The organism is Paraburkholderia steynii (genome assembly GCF_900100565.1).
GTDB classification, from domain to species: domain Bacteria; phylum Pseudomonadota; class Gammaproteobacteria; order Burkholderiales; family Burkholderiaceae; genus Paraburkholderia; species Paraburkholderia terrae.
Genome location: NZ_FNDI01000002.1, coordinates 457,401 through 483,192, shown reverse-complemented (window position 1 = coordinate 483,192; position 25,792 = coordinate 457,401). Strand labels below are relative to the sequence as shown.

Annotated in this window: 22 protein-coding genes; 20 read left to right on the top strand and 2 right to left on the bottom strand. The window is 62.0% G+C overall.

Going from position 1 to position 25,792, the window contains the following annotated elements; all coding sequences use genetic code 11:
- Window positions 1-50 precede the first annotated feature (50 nt).
- From BLT65_RS06055 to BLT65_RS06000, 12 genes are all read left to right on the top strand, one after another.
- Complete coding sequence (locus BLT65_RS06055) at window positions 51-935, top strand: ABC transporter permease (protein ID WP_091775923.1); 885 nt, start codon at window positions 51-53, stop codon at window positions 933-935.
- Window position 936: 1 nt separating this feature from the next.
- A complete protein-coding gene (locus tag BLT65_RS06050) occupies window positions 937-1,731 on the top strand; it encodes an ABC transporter permease (protein WP_007576855.1) in 795 nt (264 codons plus the stop codon).
- A 14-nt stretch (window positions 1,732-1,745) separates the two neighbouring features.
- Window positions 1,746-2,834 carry an ABC transporter ATP-binding protein gene (locus BLT65_RS06045; RefSeq protein ID WP_091776168.1) on the top strand — a complete coding sequence of 363 codons (1,089 nt, stop codon included), beginning with the start codon at window positions 1,746-1,748 and terminating at the stop codon, window positions 2,832-2,834.
- 8 nt (window positions 2,835-2,842) lie between these two features.
- Window positions 2,843-3,538 (top strand): GntR family transcriptional regulator, encoded by a 696-nt coding sequence (locus tag BLT65_RS06040; protein WP_091775920.1) that lies wholly within the window; start codon window positions 2,843-2,845, stop codon window positions 3,536-3,538.
- A 150-nt stretch (window positions 3,539-3,688) separates the two neighbouring features.
- A complete protein-coding gene (locus BLT65_RS06035) occupies window positions 3,689-4,168 on the top strand; it encodes a nuclear transport factor 2 family protein (protein WP_091775917.1) in 480 nt (159 codons plus the stop codon).
- Between the two features lie 317 nt (window positions 4,169-4,485).
- Window positions 4,486-5,700, top strand: coding sequence for an ABC transporter substrate-binding protein (locus tag BLT65_RS06030; RefSeq protein WP_091775914.1), 1,215 nt, complete (start codon window positions 4,486-4,488; stop codon window positions 5,698-5,700).
- A 107-nt stretch (window positions 5,701-5,807) separates the two neighbouring features.
- On the top strand, window positions 5,808-6,683 hold the full coding sequence (locus BLT65_RS06025; protein ID WP_091775911.1) for a branched-chain amino acid ABC transporter permease: 876 nt from the start codon (window positions 5,808-5,810) through the stop codon (window positions 6,681-6,683).
- A gap of 8 nt (window positions 6,684-6,691) precedes the next feature.
- The gene (locus tag BLT65_RS06020; protein WP_091775908.1) at window positions 6,692-8,620 is read left to right on the top strand and encodes a branched-chain amino acid ABC transporter ATP-binding protein/permease; all 1,929 of its coding nucleotides are present in this window, start codon (window positions 6,692-6,694) and stop codon (window positions 8,618-8,620) included.
- A 46-nt stretch (window positions 8,621-8,666) separates the two neighbouring features.
- On the top strand, window positions 8,667-9,395 hold the full coding sequence (locus BLT65_RS06015) for an ABC transporter ATP-binding protein (RefSeq protein ID WP_042311826.1): 729 nt from the start codon (window positions 8,667-8,669) through the stop codon (window positions 9,393-9,395).
- 203 nt (window positions 9,396-9,598) lie between these two features.
- Window positions 9,599-10,921, top strand: coding sequence for a TIGR00366 family protein (locus BLT65_RS06010; protein ID WP_091775905.1), 1,323 nt, complete (start codon window positions 9,599-9,601; stop codon window positions 10,919-10,921).
- Window positions 10,922-10,984: 63 nt separating this feature from the next.
- Window positions 10,985-12,016, top strand: coding sequence for a histone deacetylase family protein (locus BLT65_RS06005; protein WP_091775901.1), 1,032 nt, complete (start codon window positions 10,985-10,987; stop codon window positions 12,014-12,016).
- 148 nt (window positions 12,017-12,164) lie between these two features.
- Window positions 12,165-12,443 carry a hypothetical protein gene (locus tag BLT65_RS06000; RefSeq protein ID WP_042311776.1) on the top strand — a complete coding sequence of 93 codons (279 nt, stop codon included), beginning with the start codon at window positions 12,165-12,167 and terminating at the stop codon, window positions 12,441-12,443.
- Between the two features lie 22 nt (window positions 12,444-12,465).
- On the opposite strand, the gene BLT65_RS05995 is transcribed toward BLT65_RS06000, so the two are convergent.
- A complete protein-coding gene (locus tag BLT65_RS05995) occupies window positions 12,466-13,074 on the bottom strand; it encodes a CDP-alcohol phosphatidyltransferase family protein (RefSeq protein ID WP_042311829.1) in 609 nt (202 codons plus the stop codon).
- Between the two features lie 288 nt (window positions 13,075-13,362).
- Here BLT65_RS05995 and BLT65_RS05990 point away from each other — a divergent pair, with 288 nt between their 5' ends.
- From BLT65_RS05990 to BLT65_RS05955, 8 genes are all read left to right on the top strand, one after another.
- On the top strand, window positions 13,363-16,548 hold the full coding sequence (locus BLT65_RS05990) for an efflux RND transporter permease subunit (RefSeq protein ID WP_091775898.1): 3,186 nt from the start codon (window positions 13,363-13,365) through the stop codon (window positions 16,546-16,548).
- A 49-nt stretch (window positions 16,549-16,597) separates the two neighbouring features.
- Window positions 16,598-17,836, top strand: coding sequence for an efflux RND transporter periplasmic adaptor subunit (locus BLT65_RS05985; RefSeq protein WP_091776165.1), 1,239 nt, complete (start codon window positions 16,598-16,600; stop codon window positions 17,834-17,836).
- A complete protein-coding gene (locus BLT65_RS05980) occupies window positions 17,833-19,344 on the top strand; it encodes an efflux transporter outer membrane subunit (RefSeq protein ID WP_091775895.1) in 1,512 nt (503 codons plus the stop codon). The genes BLT65_RS05985 and BLT65_RS05980 overlap by 4 nt, the downstream gene beginning before the upstream one ends.
- Window positions 19,345-19,422: 78 nt before the next feature.
- Complete coding sequence (locus tag BLT65_RS05975; protein ID WP_007576885.1) at window positions 19,423-20,109, top strand: heavy metal response regulator transcription factor; 687 nt, start codon at window positions 19,423-19,425, stop codon at window positions 20,107-20,109.
- Entirely contained in the window at window positions 20,106-21,569 is a 1,464-nt protein-coding gene (locus BLT65_RS05970) for a heavy metal sensor histidine kinase (RefSeq protein ID WP_091775892.1), read from the top strand. Before BLT65_RS05975 ends, BLT65_RS05970 begins: the two co-directional genes overlap by 4 nt.
- 133 nt (window positions 21,570-21,702) lie before the next feature.
- Window positions 21,703-21,888, top strand: coding sequence for a hypothetical protein (locus tag BLT65_RS05965; protein ID WP_007576887.1), 186 nt, complete (start codon window positions 21,703-21,705; stop codon window positions 21,886-21,888).
- A 144-nt stretch (window positions 21,889-22,032) separates the two neighbouring features.
- Window positions 22,033-22,575, top strand: a complete 543-nt coding sequence (locus BLT65_RS05960; protein WP_244186428.1) for a DUF3280 domain-containing protein — start codon at window positions 22,033-22,035, stop codon at window positions 22,573-22,575.
- A gap of 167 nt (window positions 22,576-22,742) precedes the next feature.
- Window positions 22,743-23,888 carry a cytochrome D1 domain-containing protein gene (locus tag BLT65_RS05955; RefSeq protein WP_091775886.1) on the top strand — a complete coding sequence of 382 codons (1,146 nt, stop codon included), beginning with the start codon at window positions 22,743-22,745 and terminating at the stop codon, window positions 23,886-23,888.
- An 82-nt stretch (window positions 23,889-23,970) separates the two neighbouring features.
- Here BLT65_RS05955 and BLT65_RS05950 read toward each other — a convergent pair whose 3' ends face one another.
- Window positions 23,971-25,752: a ShlB/FhaC/HecB family hemolysin secretion/activation protein gene (locus BLT65_RS05950; RefSeq protein WP_091775883.1), complete on the bottom strand. Its 1,782-nt coding sequence runs from the start codon at window positions 25,750-25,752 to the stop codon at window positions 23,971-23,973.
- Between the last annotated feature and the right edge of the window lie 40 nt (window positions 25,753-25,792).

Here is a 25,792-nt window from a genome sequence, read left to right as displayed (position 1 = left end):
CGTGCTGCACGACAGCGTCGCAATCGTTATCGGAGTGGATGGGAGACACCATGCCTAATGTCCTGAGTACCGTCGCGCATCCGCCCGCGACGGCCGCGCGCCGGCGGCGCGACTGGCGCAGCGTTCGCCTGCTGATACCCGCGCTGCTGCTGCTCGTGATCTTCTTTCTGCTGCCCGTGCTGTCGCTGCTGTTGCGCAGCGTGCTGGAGCCGTCGCCGGGTTTGCACAACTACGCGCAACTGGTCGGCTCGACGGACTATCTGCGCGTATTCGGCAACACGTTTCTGGTCGCGACGGTCGTGACGCTAGCGACGCTCGCGATCGGCTTTCCGACTGCGTGGCTGCTCGCCATTGCGCCGCGCAAGCTGAGTTCGGTGTTCTTTGCGATCCTGCTGCTGTCGATGTGGACCAACCTGCTGGCGCGCACCTTCGCGTGGATGGTGCTGCTGCAACAGACGGGACCGATCAACCGGATGCTGATGGCGCTCGGGATCATCAGCGAGCCGCTGACGCTCGTGAACAACCTGATCGGCGTGACCATCGGCATGACGTACATCATGCTGCCATTTCTCGTGATGCCGCTGCATGCAACACTACGCGGCATCGATCCGTCGACGCTGCGAGCGGCGGCGATCTGCGGCGCGAGCCGGTGGCAGGCATTCTGGCGCGTGCTGGTGCCGCTGGCAATGCCCGGCGTCGCGTCGGGTGCGTTGATGGTGTTCGTGATGGCGCTCGGCTATTTCGTCACGCCTGCGTTGCTTGGCGGCGCGTCGTACATGATGCTGGCTGAACTCATCGCGCAGCTCGTGCAGCAACTGTTGAACTGGGGTCTCGCTGGCGCCGCCGCTTTCGTGCTGCTCGCCGTGACGCTCTCGCTGTATGCGCTGCAACTGCGCTTTACGGGCAGTGCGAGTGCAAGTTTGGGAGGTCGCTGACATGTTGCTCGATTTCGATCGTCTGGGCGCGCTGCGCTGGGCATTGCTCTCTATCGGCGCCGCCGTCGCGCTCTTTCTTCTGCTGCCGATCGTATTCATCGTCGCGCTGTCGTTCGGCGATTCGCAATGGCTGATATTTCCTCCGCCTGGCTGGACGCTGGAGTGGTATCGACAGCTTTTCACCGACGCCGGCTGGATCGACTCGTTGCTGACGAGCGCGAAGCTCGCGGTGATCGTGACGGTGCTCTCGGTATTGATCGGCTTTCTCGCGTCGCTTGCGCTGGTGCGCGGCAAGTTTCGGGGACGCAATGCCGTGCAGGCGTTCTTTCTGACGCCGATGGTGCTGCCCGTCGTCGTGCTCGCTGTCGCGTTGTATGCGTTCTTCCTGCGCATCGGCCTGAACGGCACGATCACGGGCTTCGTGATCGGCCATCTGATCATCGCGTTGCCGTTCTCGATCATATCGATCAGCAACTCGCTCGCGAGCTTCGACACGGCGCTTGAAGATGCCGCGCTGATCTGCGGCGCGTCGCCGCTCGAAGTGAAACTGCGCGTGACATTGCCCGCGATCCGGCTCGGCATTTTCGCTGCGGCGATCTTCTCGTTCCTCGCATCGTGGGACGAAGTGGTGGTGTCGATCTTCATGGCGAGCCCCACGTTGCAGACCTTGCCCGTGCGTATCTGGGCGACGCTGCGGCAGGACTTGACGCCCGTCGTCGCGGCGGCGTCTTCGCTGCTGGTCGGCTTGACGGCTGTATTGATGCTTGCGGGCGCCGTGCTGCGCCGCGCGCGATAACCAAGGTGAACGACATGACTGCATTCCTGCAAATCCAGCGCCTGCGCAAGACTTACGACGACGTCGTCGCTATCGACCAGGTTTCCCTCGACGTGCGCAAGGGCGAGTTCATGACCTTTCTTGGGCCGTCGGGATCGGGCAAGAGCACGACGCTGTATATCGTCGCGGGCTTCCAGGAGCCGAGCGAAGGACGCGTGCTGCTCGACGGCAAGCCGCTGCTGTCCGTCGCGCCGAACAAACGCAATATCGGCATGGTGTTCCAGCGCTATACTCTGTTCCCGCATCTGACGGTGGGCGAGAACATCGCGTTTCCGCTGCGCGTGCGCCGCCTTCCCGACGCGGACGTGAAGGCGAAGGTCGAGCAAATGCTCAAGCTCGTGCATCTGTCCGAGTGCCGCGACCGGATGCCCGCACAACTGTCGGGCGGACAGCAGCAGCGCGTCGCGATTGCACGGGCGCTGGCCTATGATCCGCCTGTGCTGTTGATGGACGAGCCGCTGTCGGCGCTCGACAAGAAGCTGCGCGAAGAAATCCAGCTCGAACTGCGCCGCATCCATCAGGAGACGGGCGTCACGATTCTCTATGTAACGCACGATCAGGAAGAGGCACTGCGTCTGTCGGACCGGATCGCCGTGTTCAACAAGGGGCGTATCGAACAGGTCGGCACGGGCGAGGAACTCTATTCGAACCCGGCGTCGCGTTTCGTCGCGAGCTTTATCGGCAATTCGAACTTCCTGCCGGTGCGCGTGACGTCGCACAGCGATGGCCGTATGAACGGCGTGTTTCCGAACGGCCATGAAGTGGCGTCCGGCAGTTTCAATCCGGCGCTCACGGCAGGCGACGACGGCACGCTGATGGTTCGCCCCGAGCAGATGCGCATTCAGTCACTGCGCGACGCGAGCAGCGCGACAGGCTTGCCCGTTACCGTGCGCGACATCACGTATCTCGGCGACGCCATGCACTACGCGGTCGCGACGCCGTGGCAGCAGGAGATTTCGATTCGCATGCCGGCGGGGCATCGGCATGACAGCGGGTTGTCGATCGGCACGCAAGCGCTCGTCGATTGGGATACGCGCGATGTGCGTCTCTTTGCTCAGGCGTGAGCCCAGCCATGAGTGACGCGCAGCCTTCGCTGAAAGTCGAACGTCGCACGACGACGTTGCGCGAACTCGCGCTGGAGAAAATGCGCACCGCCATACTCGAGGCGCATTTTCATCCGGGCGAGCGGCTCGTCGAGCGTTCGTTGTGCGAGGAACTGGGTGTGAGCCGGACGGTGGTACGCGAAGTGTTGCGGCACCTGGAGACGGAAGGACTCGTCGATTCGATCCCGAACCAGGGGCCGATCGTCGCGCTGCTCGATTCGGATACGGCTGCCGAGATCTACGAGATTCGCGCATTGCTGGAAGGCGATGCTGCAATGGCATGCGCGCTGCGCGCCGACGAAGCCGTGTTCGCGCGGCTTGCCGATTGCATCGCGAGCATTCAACAGGCATTCGAGCGGCATGAGCATCAGGCCGTGCGCGAACTGACGACAATGTTCTATGAGCAGATGTTTCATGGCGGCGGCAAGAAGGTCGCATGGGAGATCGTGCAAACGCTGAATGCGCGCATCAATCGCCTGCGTGCGATGACGATTGCATCCGACGATCGCGGCCGGCAGGCCGTGCAGGAAATGAACCGCATACTCGATGCACTTCGTGCCCGTGACGCGCAACGCGCCCGCGACGCAGCGACCGCGCATGTGGCGCGCGTCGCGGACATCGCAGCGGAGTTGTTGCGTCAAACGGTGGGGGAAGCGTCGGCTTGAGCGCATTCAACGCCTCACACCGCATCACACATACCGAACCTCGAAATAGCCGCCGTGCAAATCCAAAAACCACCACACTTCCCGACATGACGACGACTCGCATTTGCGAATAATGACCTACACCGTCACCATTCACAAAGAGAGAAGTCGATGTCCAGCACTACCGAAGTCCGTCCGCCGCTGCCGCCGTTCACGCGCGAAACCGCTACTCAGAAAGTACGCCAGGCCGAAGACGGCTGGAACTCTCGCGACGCCGCAAAAGTCGCCTTGGTCTATTCCACCGACACATGGTGGCGAAACAGGGCCGAATTCGTTCAGGGCCGCGAGGAAGCGCGCGCATTCCTTGAACGCAAATGGAGCAAGGAATTCGAGTACCGTCTGATCAAGGAACTGTGGGCCTTTACGGACAACCGTATCGCGGTGCGCTTCGCCTACGAGTGGCGCGATGATGCTGGCAACTGGTTCCGCTCATACGGTAACGAAAACTGGGAGTTCGGCCCCGATGGCCTGATGCATCATCGTCACGCGAGCATCAACGACCTGCCGATCAAGGAAAGCGAGCGCAAGTTCCACTGGCCGCTCGGCCGCCGCCCCGACGATCATCCAGGGTTGAGCGATCTGGGTCTTTGATCTGTCGTTCTGACCCGGAATCTTTCATCACCTTCTGCCAGCCGACATCTGCATGTCGGCTAGGCGCGCTTCCATTCCCAGTTGCACGCACAACCAACACTCGTTGCATCTGCACCGATACAGTGCGTACGTGCGTAAGCACACTGAACTTGTTGTTCCTTACGGGTAACTCCGCATAGTGGCAAAAAGCTTACGATTTCTATACTAGGTTGCCGTTTCGTATGAAGGCGATATAAAGCACGCCATTTTACGAATCAGGCGGTGTCGGGAGACAGCCCGCGCCCGTCGAATATAAAGAACATGCTACGGAGACGAACATGGTACTTCGCCTGAAGAGCGTTGTTGCTGCTCTCGCATTGTGTGTGGTCGCAACGGGGGGCTATGCGGCCGAACCCATCAAGATCGGTGTCGATGGTCCTTTCACAGGCGGTTCATCGTCGATGGGCGTCAGCATGCGCGACGGCGTGCGGCTTGCGGCTGCTGAGATCAACAAATCGGGCGGCGTGCTGGGCCGGCAGATCGAACTCGTCGAGCGCGACGACGAAGCGAAGAACGAACGCGGCGTGCAGATCGCGCAGGAACTCATCAACAAGGAAAAGGTAGTCGCCGTGGTCGGCTACATCAATACGGGTGTCGCGCTCGCATCGCAACGCTTCTTCCAGGAAGCGAAAATCCCCGTGTTCAACAACGTCGCGACGGGCAGTATCGTCACGAAGCAGTTCGCGGATCAGCCGGATAACTACGTGTTCCGCAACTCAGCCGCCGACCGCATTCAGGCACCGATGATCGTTGAAGAAGCCGTCACCAAACGCGGCTTCAAGAAGGTCGCGATTCTCGCCGATTCGACCAACTACGGACAACTCGGCCGCGAGGATCTGGAAAAGGCGCTCGCTGCGAAGGGCGTGAAGCCGGTTGCCGTCGAGAAGTTCAACATCAAGGACGTCGACATGACGGCCCAGTTGCTGAAGGCGAAAGACGCGGGCGCGGAAGCCGTGCTGACCTACGGTATCGGACCCGAGCTCGCGCAGATCGCCAACGGCATGGCCAAGCTTGGCTGGAAGGTGCCGCTGATCGGCAGCTGGACGCTGTCGATGGCGAACTACATCGACAACGCCGGCTCGAACGGCGAAGGCGCGCGTATGCCGCAGACCTTCATCCAGGAACCCAACACGCCGAAGCGCAAGGCCTTCATCGAAGCCTACATGAAGGAATTCAAGCCGAAGAACAACCGGATCGATTCGCCCGTGTCAGCGGCGCAAGGCTATGACTCGGTCTATCTGCTTGCCGCCGCGATCACGCAGGCAGGCACGACGGATGGGCCGAAGGTGCGCGCCGCGCTCGAAAACCTCAACACGAAGGTCGAAGGCGTCGTGATGGTGTACGACAAGCCGTTCTCGCACGACGACCACGAGGCGATCAGCCCGAACGTACCCGTCGTCGGCGAAGTGAAGGGCGGCCGCGTGATCTACGCATACGACAACGACAAGAAAGGCGGCGGGCAACTGCGCAGCAAGCAGGCATCCGCAAACTGAGCACAGCATGAAAAGCGAAGCCGCGCCCGCCAGACCGGCGGGGGCGGCTTTGTGCTGCGTGGCTCACGGCATCACCTACGGGGCGTTGCGATCGAGGCAATTGGACTATGGCCATTCTTCTTCAGCTCATCTATAGCGGCATTGCGCTCGGCATGATCTACGCCGTGATCGCGTTCGGCTACCAACTCACGTTCGCGACATCCGGCACGCTGAACTTCGGCCAGGGCGATGCGCTGATGCTCGGTGCGCTCGTGGGTCTCACGCTTGTCACGCTGGGCGTCAACTACTGGCTGATGATTCCCATCGTGTGCGTATTCGGCCTGTTGCAGGGCGCGTTCGTCGAACGGATCGGCGTGCGGCCCGCGATCAAGATCAAGTCCGAGTTCGGCTGGATCATGTCGACCATTGCGCTCGGCATCATCTTCAAGAACGTCGCGGAAAACGTCTGGGGCCGCGACGACCTGCGCTTTCCGTCGCCGCTGCCCGAAGCGCCTATCAAGGTGTTCGGCGCGAACGTGCTGCCGATGGAACTGCTCGTCGTGGGCGGCGCATTGGTGCTGATGCTGGCCGTCGAGTTCTTCAACCGGCGCAGCATCTTCGGCAAGGCGGTCGTGGCTACCTCGAACGATCGCGATGCCGCTGCGCTGATGGGTATCAACACGGGTCTCGTCATCACGTTCTCGTATGCGCTGTCGTCGCTGACGGCGGCCTTCGCCGGCGTGCTGATCGCGCCGCTCACGCTGACGGGCGCGACGATGGGCGCAGTGCTCGGCCTCAAGGCGTTCGCGGTGGCGATTATCGGCGGATTGTCGAGTGGTCTTGGCATCGTGGTCGGCGGCGTGATACTCGGGATCGCCGAGACCACAACCGGCTTCTACATCTCGACGGGCTATAAAGACGTGCCCGGACTCGTGCTGCTGCTGATCGTGCTCGCGCTGCGTCCGGCGGGTCTGTTCGGTAAAACCGCGATCAAGAAAGTTTGAGGTCCGCCGTGAAAAAGAAAAACCTCATCGGCGCGCTGCTCGGGCTGGTCGCGCTAGCGGTCTTCCCGGTGCTGTCGGGCAACCCGTACTACATCCACCTGGTCGAGACGATCATGATCTACGCGATCCTGCTCTTCGGTCTCGACATCGTGGTCGGTTACACGGGGCAAGTGTCGCTTGGACACGCGGGGCTGTTCGGCGTCGGCGCTTACACGGCGGGCGTGCTGTTCATCAAGCTCGGCATGCCGTTCTATGTGACCGTGCCGATGGCGATCGTCGTGACGGCGGCGTTCGGCGCGATTCTCGCGCTGCCCGCACTGCGCGTGTCGGGTCCGTATCTCGCGATGGTCACGCTCGCGTTCGGCACGATCATCCAGATCCTGATCAACGAAATGGATTTCCTTACCAGCGGGCCGATGGGCATCAAGATCACGAAACCCGTGATCGCGGGCCATATGCTCGATGAAACCCAATACTATTGGGTGGTAGCCGCGTTGCTCGTCGTGTCGCTTGTGGTCGTGCATCGCGTGCTGAAGTCGCACCTGGGCCGCGCATTCGAAGCGCTGCGAGACAGCCCGATTGCATCCGACTGCATGGGCGTCTCGGTGTACCGGCACAAGGTCTACGCGTTCGTGATCAGCGCGGGCTTTGCCGGGCTCGCGGGCTGTCTGTATTCGTATTCTGAGCAGTACATCTCGCCCAACACATACAACTTCGAGCTGACCATCCTGTTCCTGCTCGCGATCATCATGGGCGGCCGCAAGACGCGCACGGGCGCGCTGATCGGCTCGACGATCATCGTGCTGCTGCCCAAGCTGCTCGACGACATCTCGATGTTCCGCATGGTCGCGACGGCGCTCGCCGTCATCGTGGTCGCGGGCGCGCTGTTCTCGATTGCGCGCAAGAGCGTGACGCCGCGCAAGGTCGCGATTCCGATTGTCGGCACGGTTGGCCTCGCGGTGTTCTCGTACTGGATCGACGCGCTGACCGACTGGCGGCTGACAATTTTCGGTTTGATGATTCTGCTGGTCGTCTACTACCTGCAGGACGGCGTGGTCGGCTTCGTGCGCAAGTTCTTCACGCATGGCCGCATGCGTACCGTGACCGTCAATACCGAAAGGCCCGCGGAAATCACCGCTGATGCCGTGCTCGACGTGCAAGCCAAAGGCCACGAAACGATTCTCGATGTGCGTGGCGTACTGATGCAGTTCAGCGGCCTGAAGGCGCTGAACAACGTAAACCTGAACGTGCGGCGCGGCACGATACATGGTCTGATCGGACCGAATGGCTCAGGCAAGAGCACGATGATGAACGTGCTGACGGGCATCTATATACCGACGGCGGGCGCGATCGAGTATCGCGGCGAATCGATTGCAGGGCGAACGTCTGCTGCGATTGCGCTGTCCGGCATCGCGCGTACGTTCCAGAACGTGCAGTTGTTCGGCGAGATGACCGCGCTCGAAAACGTGCTGGTCGGTCTGCATCATACGTTCCGCTCGAACTTCGCCGATATCGGCCTGATGACTGCGCGCTATCGTCATGAAGAACGCGCGGCACGCGAGCGCGCGTTCGGCATGCTGCGCTTCGTCGGTCTGGAGAACGTCGCGGCGGAAGAGGCGCGCAATCTGCCGTACGGCAAGCAGCGTCTGCTCGAAATTGCCCGCGCGCTGGCACTCGATCCACAGGTGCTGTTGCTCGACGAACCCGCCGCGGGTCTCACCGCGCCCGACATCAAGGAACTGGTGCGCATCATTCGCAAGGTTCGCGATCACGGCATTACGGTGGTGCTGATCGAACATCACATGGACGTCGTGATGTCGGTGTGCGACACGGTATCTGTGCTCGATTTCGGGCAGAAGATCGCCGAGGGCAAACCGTCCGAGATCCAGGAAAACGAAAAAGTCATCGAAGCGTATCTGGGCGGCGTGACCGCTTGAGCACACGTTTCGATCGAACGACAACGGCATGAATGGGGAACACGCGATGTTATCGATCCGCAACCTGCATGCGGGCTACGGCAAGGTTCAGGTACTGCACGGCATTTCGATGGACGTGCCGAAGGCTTCCGTCGTCACGCTGATCGGCTCGAATGGCGCGGGCAAGACCACGACGATGCGCGCCGTATCCGGCATGATCCGTCCGAGCGAGGGCGAGATCAGGATGGGCGAAGGCGCATCGGCCAAACGCATCGATTCGCTCGATTCGCACCGTATCGCGCGTCTGGGTCTCGCGCATTCGCCCGAGGGCCGGCGCGTGTTCTCGACGATGACCGTCACCGACAATCTGTTGCTCGGCGCATTTCCGCGCCTGACGTGGGCGCGTCCGCGCGGCGACATCAACGCGGATCTCGAACGCGCGATCGATCTGTTTCCGCGCCTCAAGGAGCGCCGCAATCAACTAGCGGGGACGCTGTCGGGCGGCGAGCAGCAGATGTTGGCCATGGCGCGCGCGATCATGCTGAATCCGGATCTCGTGTTGCTCGACGAACCGTCGATGGGACTCGCGCCAATTCTCGTCGACGAGGTGTTTCGGATCATCGAGCGACTGAAAGAACAGGGCGTGACGATGCTGCTCGTCGAGCAGTTCGCGGCCGCCGCGTTGAACGTCGCCGATTACGGCTACGTGCTGGAAAACGGCCGCATCGCGACGCATGGAACGGCGATGCAGTTGCGTAATGATCCGATGGTCAAGGCCGCTTATCTGGGGCACTGAGCCGGATGCGCCGTTAATGACGGCGCACATTCCATTCATTTCTTTAAGGTCGTTGAAAGCTTTAATTCAGCGACCCGCCCGCACTCATTCCTCTCCAATAGAACGTAACGCGACTGCTTGTGCAGTTCGCCGACTCGTTACGCATAGCTGTGGCAGAATCTCGCGCGCATCCAACGAACAATTGAACAAGTGCCGGAGACGTCGTGATTCAAGGTATTGCCCGCTTCTTTACGCAGGTGGTTCATCGCTTTCTGCCTGATCCTCTTATTTTCGCGCTGCTTCTAACGGCGATTACCTTTGCGCTGGCATTGGGCCTCACGCCCCAGTCACCCGGCGATCTCGTCTTCATGTGGGGCAGCGGTTTCTGGAATCTGCTCGCCTTCACGATGCAGATGGCGATGATCCTCGTGACGGGACATGCATTGGCGACGTCGGGTCCCGTCAAGCGCGTGCTGTCGGCTCTTGGCGGCGTGGCGAAGACGCCTGCACAAGGGACGATGCTGGTCGCATTCGTGAGCGGCGCGGCATGCGCGATCAACTGGGGCTTCGGTCTCGTGCTCGGCGCCATGTTCGCGCGAGAAGTGGCGAGGCGTGTGCGCGGCGTCGATTACCGGCTGCTGGTTGCGGCCGCGTATATGGGCTTCCTCACCTGGCACGGCGGCCTGTCGGGCTCGGTGCCGCTGGTCGCGGCGACCAAGGGCAATCCGATGGAAAAGGTGATTGGCCTGATTCCCGTGTCGCAGACGCTCTTCACGGGATACAACCTCTTCATTACCGCCGCGCTGATCGTCGCATTGCCGCTGCTGGTGCGCGCGATGATGCCGCGAGCCGAAGATGTCGTCTCCGTCGATCCCGCGCTGCTCGTCGACGAACCCGTGATGGAACGCAAGATCACGGCGCAATCCACGCCGGCCGAACGTATCGAAGAGAGCCGCATTTTGTCGATTCTGGTCGCGCTGCTGATCGCCGCGTATCTGGTGATCCGCTTCACGAAGAAAGGCTTTAGCCTCGACATCGATACCGTCAACATCGTTTTCCTCGCTGCGGGCATTCTCCTGCACAAGACGCCGATGGCTTATGCACGTGCGATCGGCAATGCGGCGCGCGGCACAGCGGGGATCATGATCCAGTTTCCGTTCTATGCGGGCATTCAGGCCACGATGGACCATTCGGGTCTGGCGGGCGTGATCACGAACTGGTTCATCGAAATTGCGAACGTCCACACGTTCCCGCTGCTGACGTTGCTGAGTTCGGCCGTCATCAACTTCGCGGTGCCGAGCGGCGGCGGCCACTGGGTCGTGCAGGGTCCGTTCGTGATGCCCGCGGCGAAGGCGATCGGCGCGGACCTCGGCAAGTCTGCGATGGCGATTGCCTATGGCGAAGCGTGGACCAACATGGCCCAACCGTTCTGGGCGCTGCCTGCTTTGGCGATCGCCGGGCTCGGCGTGCGCGACATCATGGGCTATTGCGTGACGGCGCTGCTGTTCTCGGGCGTGATTTTCGTCGCGGGACTGTATCTTTTCTGACGTCGTTCGCAACGCGGTGTCGCAACGGTAGACTGTGCGTTCCTTTCTGCGGCGTACAGAACCATGCAAACTATCTACAGTAGCGATCACCGCTTGCATCAAGGCGTCGAACTCAAGGACGGCGCCGTCTCCGATTCTTTCGAAAAGCCTATCCGCGCAGAGACCGTGCTGAAGCAGGTCAAAACTGCGGGCTTGGGCGATGTTCTGGCGCCGAACGTCTATGAGCGGTCGTGCTATGTCGGCGCGCATAGCGAACGTTACGTTGAGTTTCTCGCATCGGCATGGGACGAGTGGGCCGCAACGGGCCGCGCATGCCAGGCGTTGCCGCTCGTATGGCCCGTACGTGGCTTGCCCTCCACGGCGATGCCGCAATTCATCGACGGCAAGCTCGGCTTCTTTTCGATGGATGCCGGTTCGCCCATCAACGCGGGAACATGGAGCGCGGTATCGTCGAGCGCGAACTCGGCGTTGACAGGAATCGATGCGCTGGCACGCGGCGACAAGGCGGTCTTTGCGCTGTGCCGTCCGCCGGGTCATCACGCAGGCCGTGAGTACATGGGCGGCTATTGCTATCTGAACAATGCCGCAATCGCCGCGCAACGTTGCATCGCGCAAGGCGCGAAGCGCGTCGCCGTGCTCGATATCGATTTCCATCACGGCAATGGCACACAAGATATTTTCTACGACCGCAAGGACGTGCTGTTCGTGTCGATACACGGCGATCCCGCCGTATCGTTTCCGTACTTCTCGGGCTTTGCCGACGAGCGCGGCATGGGCGAAGGCGAGGGCTTCAACCTGAATCTGCCGCTGCCGAAGGGAACGGCAATGGAACAGTACGGGCCTGCGTTACAGCAAGCGGGTTCGGCAATCGCGAATCATGCGCCCGACGCGCTCGTTGTTTCGCTCGGTGTCGATACGTTCGAGGGCGATCCCATCAGCCATTTCCGTTTGCGCACGCCGGACTACTTGCGCGTCGGTGAAATGCTCGCGGGCTTTGGTTTGCCGACGCTCTTCGTGATGGAAGGCGGGTACATGGTCGATGAGATCGGCATCAATGCCGTCAATGTACTGTTGGGTTTTGAAGGCCGGGCATAAACCGCCGCGAATCTGGCAGCTTCGTCATACTTATGCCAGCATTGCGCCACTCTTGAAGCGTAGAGTTAATACAGCCGTTGCAGACACCGCGAGCCGTCTGCGACGACTGTATTCGCTGCACAGTCTCTCGCGATCAAGGAGCCTTGAAATGAAGCAACTTCTTCTCAGTCTCGTGGTAACGGCGGGCGTAGCAGCCATGTCGAGCGCATACGCGCAGCAAATGCCGACCGATCAACCGATGGACCAGACCCAGGCGCAATCGGCAGCGCCAGCGGACACGGGTCAGGGCGGCGTCAATTGGGGCAGCGCGGCGCAAGGCGCCCGTAATGACCCGGAGACGCGTCAGGACGTGCGCCAGCAATTGATACAGTCCGAGCGTGACGGGCAACTGCAAACGCTCAATCGCACCGTTTACAATGGCAATTGATCACGCACCACATGCCTGACAATCAGGGCTTTGGAATACGGATGCGGCTGATCATCAGCGATCCGGAAATGCCATAGACCAGCGTCAACGGATGCAGCACATGACCTGCAATCCGCCACTCGCCGAACCATAATTGCGGACCGAGAGCCCCCTGCCACGCGGCGATGGCAAGTAGCAGCACAATTGCGAACGATGTCGGAATAGGCGTGCCCTCGAAGTGGGTCACTTTCCCCGTCCCGCCCGACATCGTCTCAGCCGTCACGTTGTAGCGCGCGAGCCGCGACACGCCGCACGCCACAAAATACGCAAGCAGAACGCGGTCATACAGGCCCCGCATGCCACATCCATAGCCGATGATGGCGGGCGCCACGCCGAACGAGATCACGTCGGCTAGCGAATCCAGTTCCTTCCCGAGCAGCGAAGCCTTCTGCCGCCAGCGCGCGATGCGTCCATCCAGCACGTCGAACACCAGCGCCGCAAATACGAGCGCGCTGGCGAAGTACACGTGCATGACGTTCGCGCTGCCGATGTAGCTCATCATCGAAAACAGTGCGCCCGTGCCGCACACGGCATTGCCGAGCGTAAACCAGTCGGCGAGATGAAACTCGCGAATCATCGAAAAACGCTTCATATGGGCCTTTTTGTCGGGCAGTGGAACGAGTATAGCGGTCGCGATTGCATGCGATGCCTGCAAGGCACGTGCCGCAAAAACGCGCTCACGCTGAAACAGACGGTAATACGTGCATGCACGACAAATAGCATTCAAAGTCGAAAATGGCAAAACTGCCATTTTGGCGCCATCAGTTCGTTGGGCCTTGCGCACTAGCATTTACACCTGGTTGCCGCGGACGCGCAGAAAGACACTGACGCCGCTGCCTCACGTCACACTTGCGCGCTTCTTTCGGATACCAACACCTGTATGTGGATCGTCAATCTCGCATTGAAGCGGCCGTACACGTTCATCGTGATGGCCATATTGATCGTGCTGGCGACGCCATTCGTGCTGTTCACGACGCCCGTCGATGTTCTGCCGGAAATCAACATTCCCGTCGTTAGCATTATCTGGAACTACACGGGTCTGTCCGCCGAGGACATGGCGAACCGCATCACGTCCGTCAACGAGCGCAGCCTCACGACGACCGTCAACGACATCGAGCACATCGAATCGCAATCGCTCGCGGGCATCTCGATCATCAAGCTGTTCCTGCAACCGAACGCGAACATTCAAACAGCCATCGCGCAGACCGTTGCCGTCGAGCAGGCGCAATTGAAGCAAATGCCGCCCGGCGCGACGCCGCCGCTCGTCATCAGCTATTCGGCATCCAGCATTCCCGTGATTCAACTGGGATTGTCGAGCCCGCGTCTGTCCGAGCAGGATCTGAACGACACGGCGCTCAACTTCCTGCGTCCGCAACTCGTGACGATTCCCGGCGCAGCCGTGCCGTATCCGTATGGCGGCAAGAGCCGCCTGATTTCCGTCGATCTCGACACGCGCGCACTGCTCGCCAAGGGACTGACGCCGCTCGACGTTGTCAACGCCGTCAACGCGCAAAACCTGATTCTGCCGACAGGCACCGCGAAGATCGGACCGAAGGAATACACGGTCAACATGAACGGCTCGCCGACCACCGTCGCGGGTCTGAACGACATTCCGGTGCGCACGGTCAACGGCGCGACGACCTATCTGCGCGAAGTGGCGCACGTGCGCGACGGCTTTTCTCCGCAGACGAACGTGGTGCGCGAAAATGGCCGACGCGGCGTGCTGATTTCGATTCTGAAGACGGGCAGCGCGTCGACGCTCTCGATTGTCAACACGCTGCGCGGGCTCTTGCCGAGCGCAGAGGCCGCGCTTCCGCCCGATCTCAAGGTCACGCCGCTATTCGATCAATCGGTGTTCGTGAAGGCCGCCATTCAGGGCGTGGTGCGCGAAGCCTTGATCGCCGCCGCGCTGACGGCCGCGATGATCCTGCTGTTTCTCGGCAACTGGCGCAGTACCTGCATCATCGCCATTTCGATTCCGCTGTCCATTCTGACGTCGCTGATCGCGCTGCATGCGCTCGGCCAGACTATCAACATCATGACGCTAGGCGGCCTCGCGCTCGCGGTGGGGATACTGGTCGACGATGCAACCGTCACTATCGAGAACATCGAGCGGCATTTGCACATGGGCACCAATCTGCACGACGCGATTCTCGACGGCGCGGGTGAGATTGCTATTCCCGCGCTCGTGTCGACGCTGTGTATATGTATCGTGTTCGTGCCGATGTTCTTTCTGACGGGTGTCGCGCGCTATCTGTTCGTGCCGCTCGCGGAAGCCGTGGTGTTCGCGATGCTCGCATCGTACGTGCTGTCGAGAACCCTTGTGCCGACGCTCGCGATGCTGCTGATGGGTCACGCGCACAAGCGCGACGAGAATGCACGGCCCAATCTGTTCATGCGGATGTATCACCGTTTCGACCGCGGCTTCGAGACGATGCGGGCCGCGTACATCATGGTTCTCAGCAGCCTGCTGGTGCGGCGTCGGATGTTCGGCACGTTGTTTCTCGGCTTCTGTGTGGTGTCCTTGGGCCTGGCATTCGTGTTGGGCGAAGACTTCTTCCCACGCGTCGATGCCGGCGAGATACGCCTGCATATGCGCGCGCCGACAGGCACGCGGATCGAAGAAACGGCCCGGCTCGCCGATCAGGTCGAGAAGGTGGTGCGCGAGGTGATTCCGCCCGACGAACTCGGGACTGTGCTCGACAACCTCGGTTTGCCCTATAGCGGCATCAATCTCTCATACAGCAACGCCGGAACGATCGGCACACTCGACGGCGACATCCTGCTTGCGCTCAACGAAGACCACAAGCCGAGCCTCGGCTATGTCGACCGGTTGCGCGCGATATTGCCGCAGCGTTTTCCGGGCACCGAGTTCTTCTTTCAACCAGCCGATATCGTTACGCAGATCCTCAACTTCGGCTTGCCCGCCGCCGTCGACGTACAGATCGTCGGCGCGAATCAGGAAGGCAATCTGGACATCGCGCGCAAACTGCTCAAGCAGATCCGCGCCGTTCCAGGCGCCGTCGATGCGCACATCCAGCAGAAGCTCGACGAGCCTGTCATCAATCTGCAAATGGACCGCACGCGTTTGCAGCAGCTGAATCTCAACGCAAACAATGTCGCGCAGAACGTGTTGATCTCGCTGTCGGGCAGTACGCAGACGTCGCCGGGATTCTGGTTCAACCCGCGCAACGGCGTCGAATACAACCTCGCCGTGCAGACGCCGCAATATCAGATCTCGTCAGTGGATCAACTGTTGCGCACACCCGTATCGGCATCGTTGACCGGGCCGACGCAACTACTCGGCAACCTCGTGCAGGTCTCGCCGCAGACCCAGTTCGCGATGGTCACGCATTACAACATCCGCCCCGTGATCGATGTGTTCGTGAGCGTCGAGGGGAGCGATCTCGGCAGCGTCGACAGGCAGATCGAAAAGCTCGTCGATCAGGCGCGCGCGACGCTGCCGCGCGGCAGCCAGATCGCGATACGCGGCCAGGTCCAGACGATGCGCACGTCGTACTTCGGCCTTGGCATCGGCGTGGCGATGGCGATTGTGCTCGTCTATCTGCTGATCGTCGTGAACTTCCAGTCGTGGATCGATCCGCTGATCATCGTCAGCGCGTTGCCGGCCGCGCTGGCGGGCATCGTGTGGATGCTGTTCCTGACGGGCACGCATCTGAGCGTCCCCGCGCTGACGGGCGCAATCATGACGATGGGCGTCGCGACCGCGAACAGTATTCTGATGGTGTCGTTCGCGCGCCAACGCCTCACGGCGGGCGCGCCGCCGCTCACGGCAGCGCTCGAAGCGGGCGCGAGCCGGATCAGGCCCGTTCTGATGACGGCGTTCGCGATGATCATCGGCATGATTCCGATGGCGCTCGGACTCGGCGAAGGCGCCGAGCAGAATGCGCCGCTCGGGCGGGCGGTAATCGGCGGCCTGCTGTTCGCGACGGTATCGACGCTTTTCTTCGTGCCCTTGCTGTTCGCGGGCATTCACAGCCGGCTCGCGCATCGCAAGGCAATACGCGAGCACGGCGAGCAACAGCACGGTGACGCTCATGGATGACATGGCCGAGACGACGAGCACGGACACAGCCCGAACACGGACGATTGAGATGACTGAAAAAACGCATTCTTCGCTAGCGATCCCCGCACGGGAGACCCAGGACGGGCACGCGCTGCCGCCGCGCCATCGCGAATGGCGCCGCGCGAAGATCGCGGTCGTGATCGTGCTGATTCTGCTGGCGATCGGCGCGTTGCGGACTGTCGTGGCGAACATCATCCAAAGCCGCTCTGTCGCGCAGACCACGCAGCAAAACGCCAAGCAATACGTCGATGTGGTGACGCCGAAGCAGACGGATGGCAGCGCGGGCGTCACGGTCCTGCCGGGAACATTGCGCGGCTACGTCGAGTCGCCCATCTTCGCGCGCGCAACGGGTTATCTGCTGCACTGGTATGCCGATATCGGCGCACGCGTACAGGAAGGGCAGTTGCTCGCCGAACTCGATACGCCTGAGATCGATCAGGAACTTGCACAAGCCGTTGCGCAGCGCGACCAGATGCAGTCGAGCCTCGGCCTCGCAAAGAGCTCGTACGAGCGCTGGCAGCAATTGCGTCAGCGCGACGCCGTCTCGCAACAGGAACTCGACGAACGGCAAAGCACATACTCGCAGGATGTCGCCAATCTCGCCGCCGCCGAAGCGAACGTGAAGCGCTTGCGCCAGCTCGAAAGCTTCAAGCGCATCGTCGCGCCGTTCGCGGGCGTGGTCACGCAACGCAATGTCGATGTCGGCGATCTGATCGACGCGGGCAGCGGCACGAGCCGCGCGCTGTTCGCGCTCGCGCAGTCGGACCCGCTGCGCGTCTTTGTGCAATTGCCGCAGGCCTACGCGCAGAACATCAAGGTCGGCGAGGATGTGGTCGTCACGCAGGCAGAACTGCCGGGCCAGCAGTTCCATGGACGCATCACGCACATTTCCGGCGCGATCGACGTGCCCACACGTTCATTGCAGGTCGAAGTGACACTGCGCAATCCCGACGGCAAGCTGAGGCCGGGTGCCTACGTGCAGGTCGCGCTGCCTTCGGGCGCGCGCGCGCAGTTGTCGGTACCGGGCAATGCGTTGCTGTTCCGCGCGGAAGGGCCGCGCGTTGCCGTGGTCGACAACGATGGCGTCGTGCATCTGCACAAGGTAACGATTGCGCAGGATCTCGGGCAGACGCTTGAAATCGAAAGCGGCGTCGAGCCGAACGACCGCGTGATCATCAACCCGAGCGATTCGATCGAGGACGGCGACCATGTCGTAGTGACGCGTCCGCAATCGCAGCCGCAGGCGAAGAACAAGGCGGCGTCGTGAATACCCTTATCCTTGCCGCGCGAGCGAGTACGCTGGCCCTTGCGGCCACGTTGTGCGCGTGTACGGTCGGCCCCGACTACAAGACGCCGATGACGGACGCACCGCCTACGTGGCGCACGGATTCGTACTGGCGTCTTGCGCAGCCCTCACATGCGCCGCTCGCGCCAGACTGGTGGAAGGCGTTCGGCGACGCGACGCTCGATACGCTCGAAACGCAGGCGCTTGCGGAAAACCAGACGCTCGCCGCCGCCAGCGCGCATTACGCGCAGGCGCGCGCCACGCTCGCCAATACGCGCGCGCAACTGATTCCCGAAGTTGATCTGTCGGCCTCGGCGGCCCGCCAGCGCATTTCGAAGAACCGGCCCGCCACGAGCTTCACGGTGCCGAACCAGTCGATGGTGCAAAACGACTTGCAGATCGGCCCGACGATCAACTACGACGTCGATCTGTTCGGCCGCATCCGACGTGAAGTGGAGGGCGCGCGGGCGTCGGCGGAACAGTCGCGCGACGACCTCGCGAATGCGCGGCTCGTGCTCACCACCGATCTCGCCACCGACTATTTCTCACTGCGCGAGCTCGATGCGGAAATCGACGTATTGAACCGCTCGGTGCAGTTACAACAGAAAGCGCTCGACTACGTGACGACCGAGCACGATCTCGGCGCCGTTTCCGGGCTCGACGTGTTGCAGCAGAAGTCGCTGCTCGATCAGACGCGCGTTCAGGCGCAGCTTCTCGTCACACAGCGCGAGGCGTTCGCGCATGCGATTGCCGCGCTCGTCGCGGTGCCCGCGCCGCAGTTTTCGATCGAGCCGAAAGTGGTCGAGTATTCCGTGCCTGCGATCCCGCTTGGCCTGCCGAGCGATGTGCTGCAGCGTCGCCCGGATATTGCGTCGGCGGAACGCGCGATGGCGGCGGCGAATGCGCAGATCGGCGTCGCGAAGGCAGCATTCTTTCCGAGCCTGACGCTGACGCCGGGCATCGGCTGGCAAAGCACGGACCTCGCGAGCCTGTTTAGCGCGCCGAGCCTGGTGTGGACACTAGGCACCGCGGTGAGCCAGGTCGTGTTCGACGGTGGGCGGCGCGCGGCCAATGTCGATTTCGCTAGCGAGGGCTACAAGGCTGCGCAGGCCAATTACCGCCAAACCGTGCTGACGGCGTTCCAGCAGGTGCAGGACGGTATCACGGGGCTTTCCGTGCTGGATAGCGCCGCGTCCCAGTCGCACGATGCCGTGGCCGATGCGCAGCGGCTGCTGTCGCTCGCCAACGACCGCTATTCGGGCGGACTCGTCGCCTATCTGGATGTGATCACCGCGCAGCAATCACTGCTGACGAGCCAGCGTACGGACGTGCAGATTCACGGCCAGCAGATGACGACATCCGTCGCGCTCGTGAAAGCGCTCGGCGGCGGTTGGGACGTGCAGCAAGCGGATGCGCAGCGCATGCCGGGCGATGCAGCAAAAGATGCATCGAATGATGCAGGTGCATCGAGTACGCACCCACCAGATTGAAAGCAAACTGTAAAGGACGGGCTGAACAGGTTTGAAAAGCCTACTTATAATGAAGAGGACAATACAAAAGGAGCGCCCATGAAGCTGCTCATCGTGGAGGATGAATTCAAGGTCGTCGATTATCTGCGCCGTGGGCTGACGGAGCAGGGCTGGGTGGTGGACGTCGCGCTGGACGGCGAAGAGGGCCTGCATCTCGCGTCCGAGTTCGACTACGACATCATCGTGCTCGACGTGATGCTGCCCAAGCGCGACGGGCTCAGCGTGCTCAAGGCACTGCGCATGCGCAAGTCGACGCCCGTCATCATGCTGACCGCGCGCGATCACGTGAACGACCGTGTCCGCGGCCTGCGCGAAGGTGCCGACGACTATCTGACCAAGCCCTTTTCGTTTCTCGAACTGGTCGAGCGGCTGCACGCGCTCGCACGGCGCACGCGCGTGCAGGAATCGACGCTGATCTGCGTCGGCGACCTGTATGTCGATCTGATCGGCAGGCGCGCGACACGCAGCGGCGTGCGGCTCGATCTGACCGCGAAAGAATTCCAGTTGCTCAGCGTGCTCGCGCGTCGGCAGGGCGATATTCTGTCGAAGGCGATCATCACGGAACTCGTCTGGGACGTGAACTTCGACAGCCACACGAACGTCGTCGAGACGGCGATCAAGCGGCTGCGCGCGAAGCTCGACGGCCCGTTCCAGACCAAGCTGCTGCACACCATGCGCGGCATGGGCTATGTGCTTGAAGTCCGCGAGGAAGCGGAGGCATCATGACTCGCTCGACCCGTTCCATCGCACGACGTCTCGCGCTGCTGTTCGCGCTCGTCGCGCTGTCTGTTTTTACGCTGGTGGACACGGGGCTGTTCCTCGTGCTGCGCTCGCAACTGGAGCAGCGCCTGCGCGATTCGCTCGATAGCCGCACGGAAGTCGCGCGGATCATCGTGCATCACGCGATCAACCGCGACAAGTGGCGCATCGCGCAAGAGAAGCTCGCGGACATGACGCCGCGCGACGGCACGAGTGCCTATTCGATTTCGAGCACGAATCCGCTGTTCAATTACGGCCACGCTGTGACGGGTACGATTGCGCAGCAATGGCGCGGCGACTATGCACGCGTCACGAATAACGGCACCGACCATGACTTGCTGACGCGCACGCTGACCATTCCGCCGAACGGCGAGCGTCCGCAGGTGCAGTTGCAGGTGGCGACCAGTTACGCACCGACTGAGCAGGCGTTGCGCGAATTCGGCCTTGCACTGGCTGCGTTGTCGGCGCTGGGCGCGCTCGGCGCGTCGCTACTGAGCTACTGGGTCACGCGCATCGGCCTCGCGCCCTTGCGCAGACTGACGGTGGACGCATCCGAAGTGAGCGCCGATAACCGCTCGCAGCGGTTGCGCACCACGGAACTTCCCTTCGAGTTGAACGATCTCGCCCATTCGTTCAACGGCGCGCTGGAGCGATTGGATCAGGCGTACGTGCGCCTCGAGTCGTTCAATGCCGACGTTGCGCACGAGTTGCGCACGCCTGTGACGATCCTGATTGGGCAGACGCAAGTGGCGTTGACCCGCAACCGTTCGGTCGACGATCTGCGCCGCACGCTGCAATCGAATCTCGAAGAGTTCGAGCGGATGCGCGGCATCATCAACGACATGCTGTTTCTGGCGCGGGCCGATCAGGGCGAGCGGGCGACCGAACTGGTCGAGGTCTCGCTTGCAACGGAAATTGCGCGCACCATCGAGTTCCTCGAAATGCCGATGGAAGAGGCCCAGGTGCAGGCGCAATTGCACGGCGATGCGGTGGCGCGCGTCAATCGTTCGCTGTTCGGCCGGGCTTTCGCGAACCTGCTGATCAACGCGATCCACCATACGACGCCCGGCGCGATGATCCAGGTGACGGTGTCGCGCGAAGCGGGCCGCGTGTGGGTCGCTGTCGCCAATCCCGGCGAGCCGATCATGCGGGACGTGCTCGATCACGCGTTCGACCGCTTCTATCGTGCGGAACTGTCGCGCACGAACAGCCGCGAGAATCACGGCCTCGGGCTGGCGATCGTCAAGGCGGTCGCCGATATGCACGGCGGCGTGGTGTTCGCGCGCAGCCTGGACGGCGTGAACACCTTCGGTTTTTCGATCATGAGCGCCGATACGGCGCGCCCGCCGAAAGCCGAGCCGCCCGCGAAGGACGCGCAGCCGCTTGCGTCACGGCCCGTGGTGTCGGCGCCGCTCAAATCGCCGTGAGGCTGCCGGTAAGGTTAGGCGTCGAAACAGGTAAATTGATCCGCTTCATGGCCTCTGTTCAGGGGAATGACGGTCAAATTGACTGGGTACGCTGATGTTGTCGCTACAGAGCGTATCCGGCAAGGAGAACGAGGTGGATCTGATCGAAATGGCTAAGAAGTCCGGCATGCAGGTGTTGCTGGACGCGCAGATCGGCAGTCAGATGTATCACAGCGTCTGCGGGCCACTTTCAGCGTTGCAGCGATTCGCGGATGAGGTCGGTAAGGCGCTGGCTGCGGAAGCGGCGGCGCAGACTGCGGATTCGGTTTCCGAAACCTGACCTGCCGCCGGCGCGCTGCAGCGTTCAGGCGCGTTATCTGCTTCACGATTGCCGCGAGGGCGGGTGCGTTTTGGTGCGCCTGCTCCGGGTGTATTTCGATCGTGGAGGGCTTACCGGTTGACCGCTTGGCGATCCAACGCTGACATGTGTGGACTGCGGCGCGCTCGCGCGCTGTGTAGTCTGCTCGCTGCGGGCGCCGCACTCTGTACCGTTTCGGTGACAGTCGATGCCGCGCCGTCCTCCATCGTGTTGCTCGACTGCGTCGTGATCGACGACAACGCGGCGTACAACGATGCCTCCGTCACCCAGTCGCAACAGGCGCGCGCCGAGATGGCAAGCACTGAGTTGCGCGCGCGTGTCGACCAGCGCGGCCTGTACAAGGTCGCGGACAATCGTCCGGCGGCGGCGCTGATCGACGGCTTCACGAAGACGCAGGACCTGAGCGCCTGTAACGGCTGCGAACTGGAGATCGGCCGAAAGCTCGGCGTGCAACGCGTCGGCGTGTGCTGGGTGCAGAAAATCAGCAACCTGATCCTCAACATCAATCTGCGCATCGAAGACACGGCGGGCGGGCAGGTCGTGTTCCAGCGTTCCGTCGATATCCGCGGCAATACGGACCAGTCGTGGCGGCGCGGCGTCGATGCGCTGGTTGGCCTGCTCGCGTCGGAACCGGAAGCCGCGCATTGAGCCGCTCGCATCCATCGATTTCGGGAAAAACTCCCGGCCTTCCATGCTGTCATCCCGACGCGCGATGCGCTAACTTGAGCGTGGGTGAATCTGCCCTTGCGGCACAACGAACATGGCTCGCGCGATCCGACGCGGGCCCGTCGAACAACACTCCGCAGGAGACATCGATGCATTGCACGACCAGACATACACGCATGGCCGTATCCGTCGCGCTCGCCGTGCTGCTTGGCGCGGGTATCGGCCAGGCATCGGCAGCGTCCGTCGCGTACGTGACGAGCGAGACGAACGGCGTCGGCGTGATCGACCTCGATCAGATGACGCTGAAGAAGACCATCGCGCTTGGTAAGGACGGCCCGCGCGGGCTGAGCCTGACGGCGGACGGCAGCAAGCTGCTGGTGGCGAACAAGACGGGCGATCTGTCGGTGATCGATACGTCGACGGACGAGGTAGTCAAGCGCGTGAAGATCGGCAAGAACCCGGAGTTCGTGCGCGTGCATCGCGGGTTTGCTTATGTGACATTTGAACCAGGCGAGAGCGGGCCGCCGCCGCAGGCGCTGGCGGCGAATCAGGGCGCTCAGGGCGCGGGCAAACCGGAAGGCAAGCCCGAAGGCAAGCCGGAAGCCGGCGCGGGCGGCGGCCCGGGGAAAGGCCACGACGACGATGACGACGCGAACGGCCCGCCCGCCGAAGTCGCGATCGTCGATCTGAAGACGATGAAGGTGGTGCGCTCGGTGAAGAGCGGGCACGAGACAGAGGGTGTGGAATTTTCGCCGGATGGGCGTGAACTGCTCGTCACCAACGAGGGCGACGATACGGTGTCGGTGTATCGCACCGGCACGGGCAAGCTCGTGCGCACGGTGAAGATGGACAAGGGCTCGCGGCCGCGCGGCATCAAGGCGTCGCCGGACCACAAGCAGTATGTGGTGACGCTGGAGAACACCAACAAGTTCGTCGTGCTCGACGCGGCGACGTTAAAGACACTGAAGACGGTCGATACGAAGATGGGTCCATACGGCGTCGCGTTCGATCCCGAGGGCAAGCATCTGCTCGTCGCCGCCGCGCGCGACAAGACCTTGCAGGTGTTCGATGCCAAGACGTACGAGCACGTGACCGATGCGCCTGTCGGGCAGCGCTGCTGGCATTTCAGCTTCACGCCGGATGGGTCGAAAGTGCTGATGGCGTGCGGGCGCTCGAATGCCGTGTTCGTGCTTGATGCAAAGACCTATCAGACGGTCGGGCAGATTGGCGACTTGCCGCTGGCGTGGGGTATCGTGACGTCGCCGCCGAGTCAGGGGTCGATTGAGTCGCGGTGAAGAGAGGGCGGGGACCGTCGGGGCGTCGGTCCCATTCAGGTGTAACGCTTTGCACAATGGATTCCGGAGTGCATTCGTTGCTCTAGAACTGGACCGTCGCCTGTACACCTGCCGTGACGCGTGCAGTCGGAAATCCCGATGGTTTGTAGATGGGCGTGCCCGCGAACAGGTCATACGAGAAACCCGCGTACTTCGCCGGGATGCCGCCACGAATGCCAATCACCGCGCCTGCGAGTTGGGTACACGCCAGAATCGCCGTGTTCGGGCCGAACACGCGCCCGTAGTCGATGCCTGCGTATATCGTCTGTCCCGTCTGGAATACGGGCCATTGCAGTTCGTTGCGCCAGTAAAAGCCTTTCTCTGCCGCGAGCATCGTTTCGCCGTCAAAACCGCGCACCGTGTAGCGGCTGCCGATGGTCAGGTCGTCGATGTAGAACAGCAGATCGTTGGTGAACTGGCCGTGAAAGGTCGTCACGTAGCGGAAGTTCTGTGACGCGACGGCGAACGGTATCGACAGGTTTGCGTCGAGTACCGCCATTTTGTACAGGTACGTCGGGCGTGTCTTGCTCTGTGCGGTCGGGTCATACAGGTTCGGGTCGGGGTCGCCCGTCGCGCCGAGGCCGTGAATGCCCTGACGGTACGCAAGCGTGCCGTAGAACTGTGCCGCGCCGAAGAAATGACGATCCGTTGTGCCCGCTTCAATGAAGGTGTTGTTGCGGTCCTGAATCGGGATCGTCGTGCCTTCGATGAAGCTCTCGCCGAAGCGCTTCGATAGCTGGACGTATGCGCCGAGCACGTCGCTCTGGCTGCGCGAGAGCACGCGTGCGAGCCTGAATGCGGCCGTCTGCGAGTTGCCGCTGGACACAAACGTCTGGTTCACGCCTGCGACGTTCTGATAGTAGGTATTGGTGTTGCCCGAGAGCGTTGCCGTCCAGTAGCCCCACGGTACGGAATACGAGCCGTTGAAACCGTGCGAGCCGAGTGTCTTGTTGCCGAACGACAGGTCCTGGTTCGCGCCGACCATGAATACGTCATTCAGGCCGAGTGGGTTATCAATGCCGAGGCTGATGTTGCCTTGCCATTTACCCGTTGCGTCCGTGCCCGAGTTGTCGGCTGAGACGACGAACGTCCAGGGCTTCGAGCGCTTGACGTTGAGCATGACATCGCTTTCGCCTGGCGCGTCCGTTGGTTCGATCTTCATGTCCACGTCCTGCGATGCGACGCGCTTCATTTGCTCCAGCCCCTGTTCAAGATCGCGCAGGTTCAGCAGATCGCCGTCGCGCGCGGGAAATGCTGACTTCCATGTGCCGCGCGTGTCAGGGTTGGCGAAGCGCAGATGGCGCACGACACCCGGTACGAGCGCGACTTTCAATGTGCCCGTTGACAGGTCCTGTTCGGACAGCAGAACGCGCGTTGTCACGTAGCCGCGCGACAGGATTGTCTGCTGCAATCCCTTCGTCAGTATGTCGAGTCCGACCTTACCGATGCACTCGCCTTTGTAGTGGTCGAGCCATTCGCGCGCGAACCAGAAAGGGTCAAGCGGGAGATTGGACGTCCCATGCTTGCGCGCGATATCGGGCAGCATGGCCGGTACGTCGAGCGCGAAAGTATCGATGCGAAAGCACGGCGATTCGCGCCGAAGGTCGGGATATACCCCGGCCTTCGGCACGGTCGAGCGCACGGCGGGCGCGTTGACGGTCTGCTCGCGCTGCTGCGCGTCGTGTTGCTGCTGTAGCTGCTGGTTCTGTTCTGCGTTCGCGCGTGCTGCCGCCGCTTCGTCTGCCGGCGAAGGTGCGCGTTGTGCGGACGCGAGTGTGACCAGGGCTGTGAGCGGCAGCGCCGCCAGCCTCTTTCGAATTTTCATACGCGAATTATTTTGACGGGCCTGGAGGCAAGCCCATCGT

Excerpts from the sequence above, each read along its gene's own strand:
- BLT65_RS06000 (WP_042311776.1), top strand. The coding sequence starts at position 12,165 with ATGAAGCAACTTCTTCTCAGTCTCGTGGTAACGGCGGGCGTAGCAGCC.
- BLT65_RS05995 (WP_042311829.1), bottom strand. The coding sequence starts at position 13,074 with ATGAAGCGTTTTTCGATGATTCGCGAGTTTCATCTCGCCGACTGGTTT.
- BLT65_RS06040 (WP_091775920.1), top strand. The coding sequence starts at position 2,843 with ATGAGTGACGCGCAGCCTTCGCTGAAAGTCGAACGTCGCACGACGACG.
- BLT65_RS06055 (WP_091775923.1), top strand. The coding sequence starts at position 51 with ATGCCTAATGTCCTGAGTACCGTCGCGCATCCGCCCGCGACGGCCGCG.
- BLT65_RS06025 (WP_091775911.1), top strand. The coding sequence starts at position 5,808 with ATGGCCATTCTTCTTCAGCTCATCTATAGCGGCATTGCGCTCGGCATG.
- BLT65_RS05970 (WP_091775892.1), top strand. The coding sequence starts at position 20,106 with ATGACTCGCTCGACCCGTTCCATCGCACGACGTCTCGCGCTGCTGTTC.
- BLT65_RS05990 (WP_091775898.1), top strand. The coding sequence starts at position 13,363 with ATGTGGATCGTCAATCTCGCATTGAAGCGGCCGTACACGTTCATCGTG.
- BLT65_RS06035 (WP_091775917.1), top strand. The coding sequence starts at position 3,689 with ATGTCCAGCACTACCGAAGTCCGTCCGCCGCTGCCGCCGTTCACGCGC.
- BLT65_RS06015 (WP_042311826.1), top strand. The coding sequence starts at position 8,667 with ATGTTATCGATCCGCAACCTGCATGCGGGCTACGGCAAGGTTCAGGTA.
- BLT65_RS06050 (WP_007576855.1), top strand. The coding sequence starts at position 937 with ATGTTGCTCGATTTCGATCGTCTGGGCGCGCTGCGCTGGGCATTGCTC.
- BLT65_RS05985 (WP_091776165.1), top strand. The coding sequence starts at position 16,598 with ATGACTGAAAAAACGCATTCTTCGCTAGCGATCCCCGCACGGGAGACC.
- BLT65_RS06045 (WP_091776168.1), top strand. The coding sequence starts at position 1,746 with ATGACTGCATTCCTGCAAATCCAGCGCCTGCGCAAGACTTACGACGAC.
- BLT65_RS05955 (WP_091775886.1), top strand. The coding sequence starts at position 22,743 with ATGCATTGCACGACCAGACATACACGCATGGCCGTATCCGTCGCGCTC.
- BLT65_RS05975 (WP_007576885.1), top strand. The coding sequence starts at position 19,423 with ATGAAGCTGCTCATCGTGGAGGATGAATTCAAGGTCGTCGATTATCTG.
- BLT65_RS06030 (WP_091775914.1), top strand. The coding sequence starts at position 4,486 with ATGGTACTTCGCCTGAAGAGCGTTGTTGCTGCTCTCGCATTGTGTGTG.
- BLT65_RS05950 (WP_091775883.1), bottom strand. The coding sequence starts at position 25,752 with ATGAAAATTCGAAAGAGGCTGGCGGCGCTGCCGCTCACAGCCCTGGTC.
- BLT65_RS05960 (WP_244186428.1), top strand. The coding sequence starts at position 22,033 with ATGTGTGGACTGCGGCGCGCTCGCGCGCTGTGTAGTCTGCTCGCTGCG.
- BLT65_RS06005 (WP_091775901.1), top strand. The coding sequence starts at position 10,985 with ATGCAAACTATCTACAGTAGCGATCACCGCTTGCATCAAGGCGTCGAA.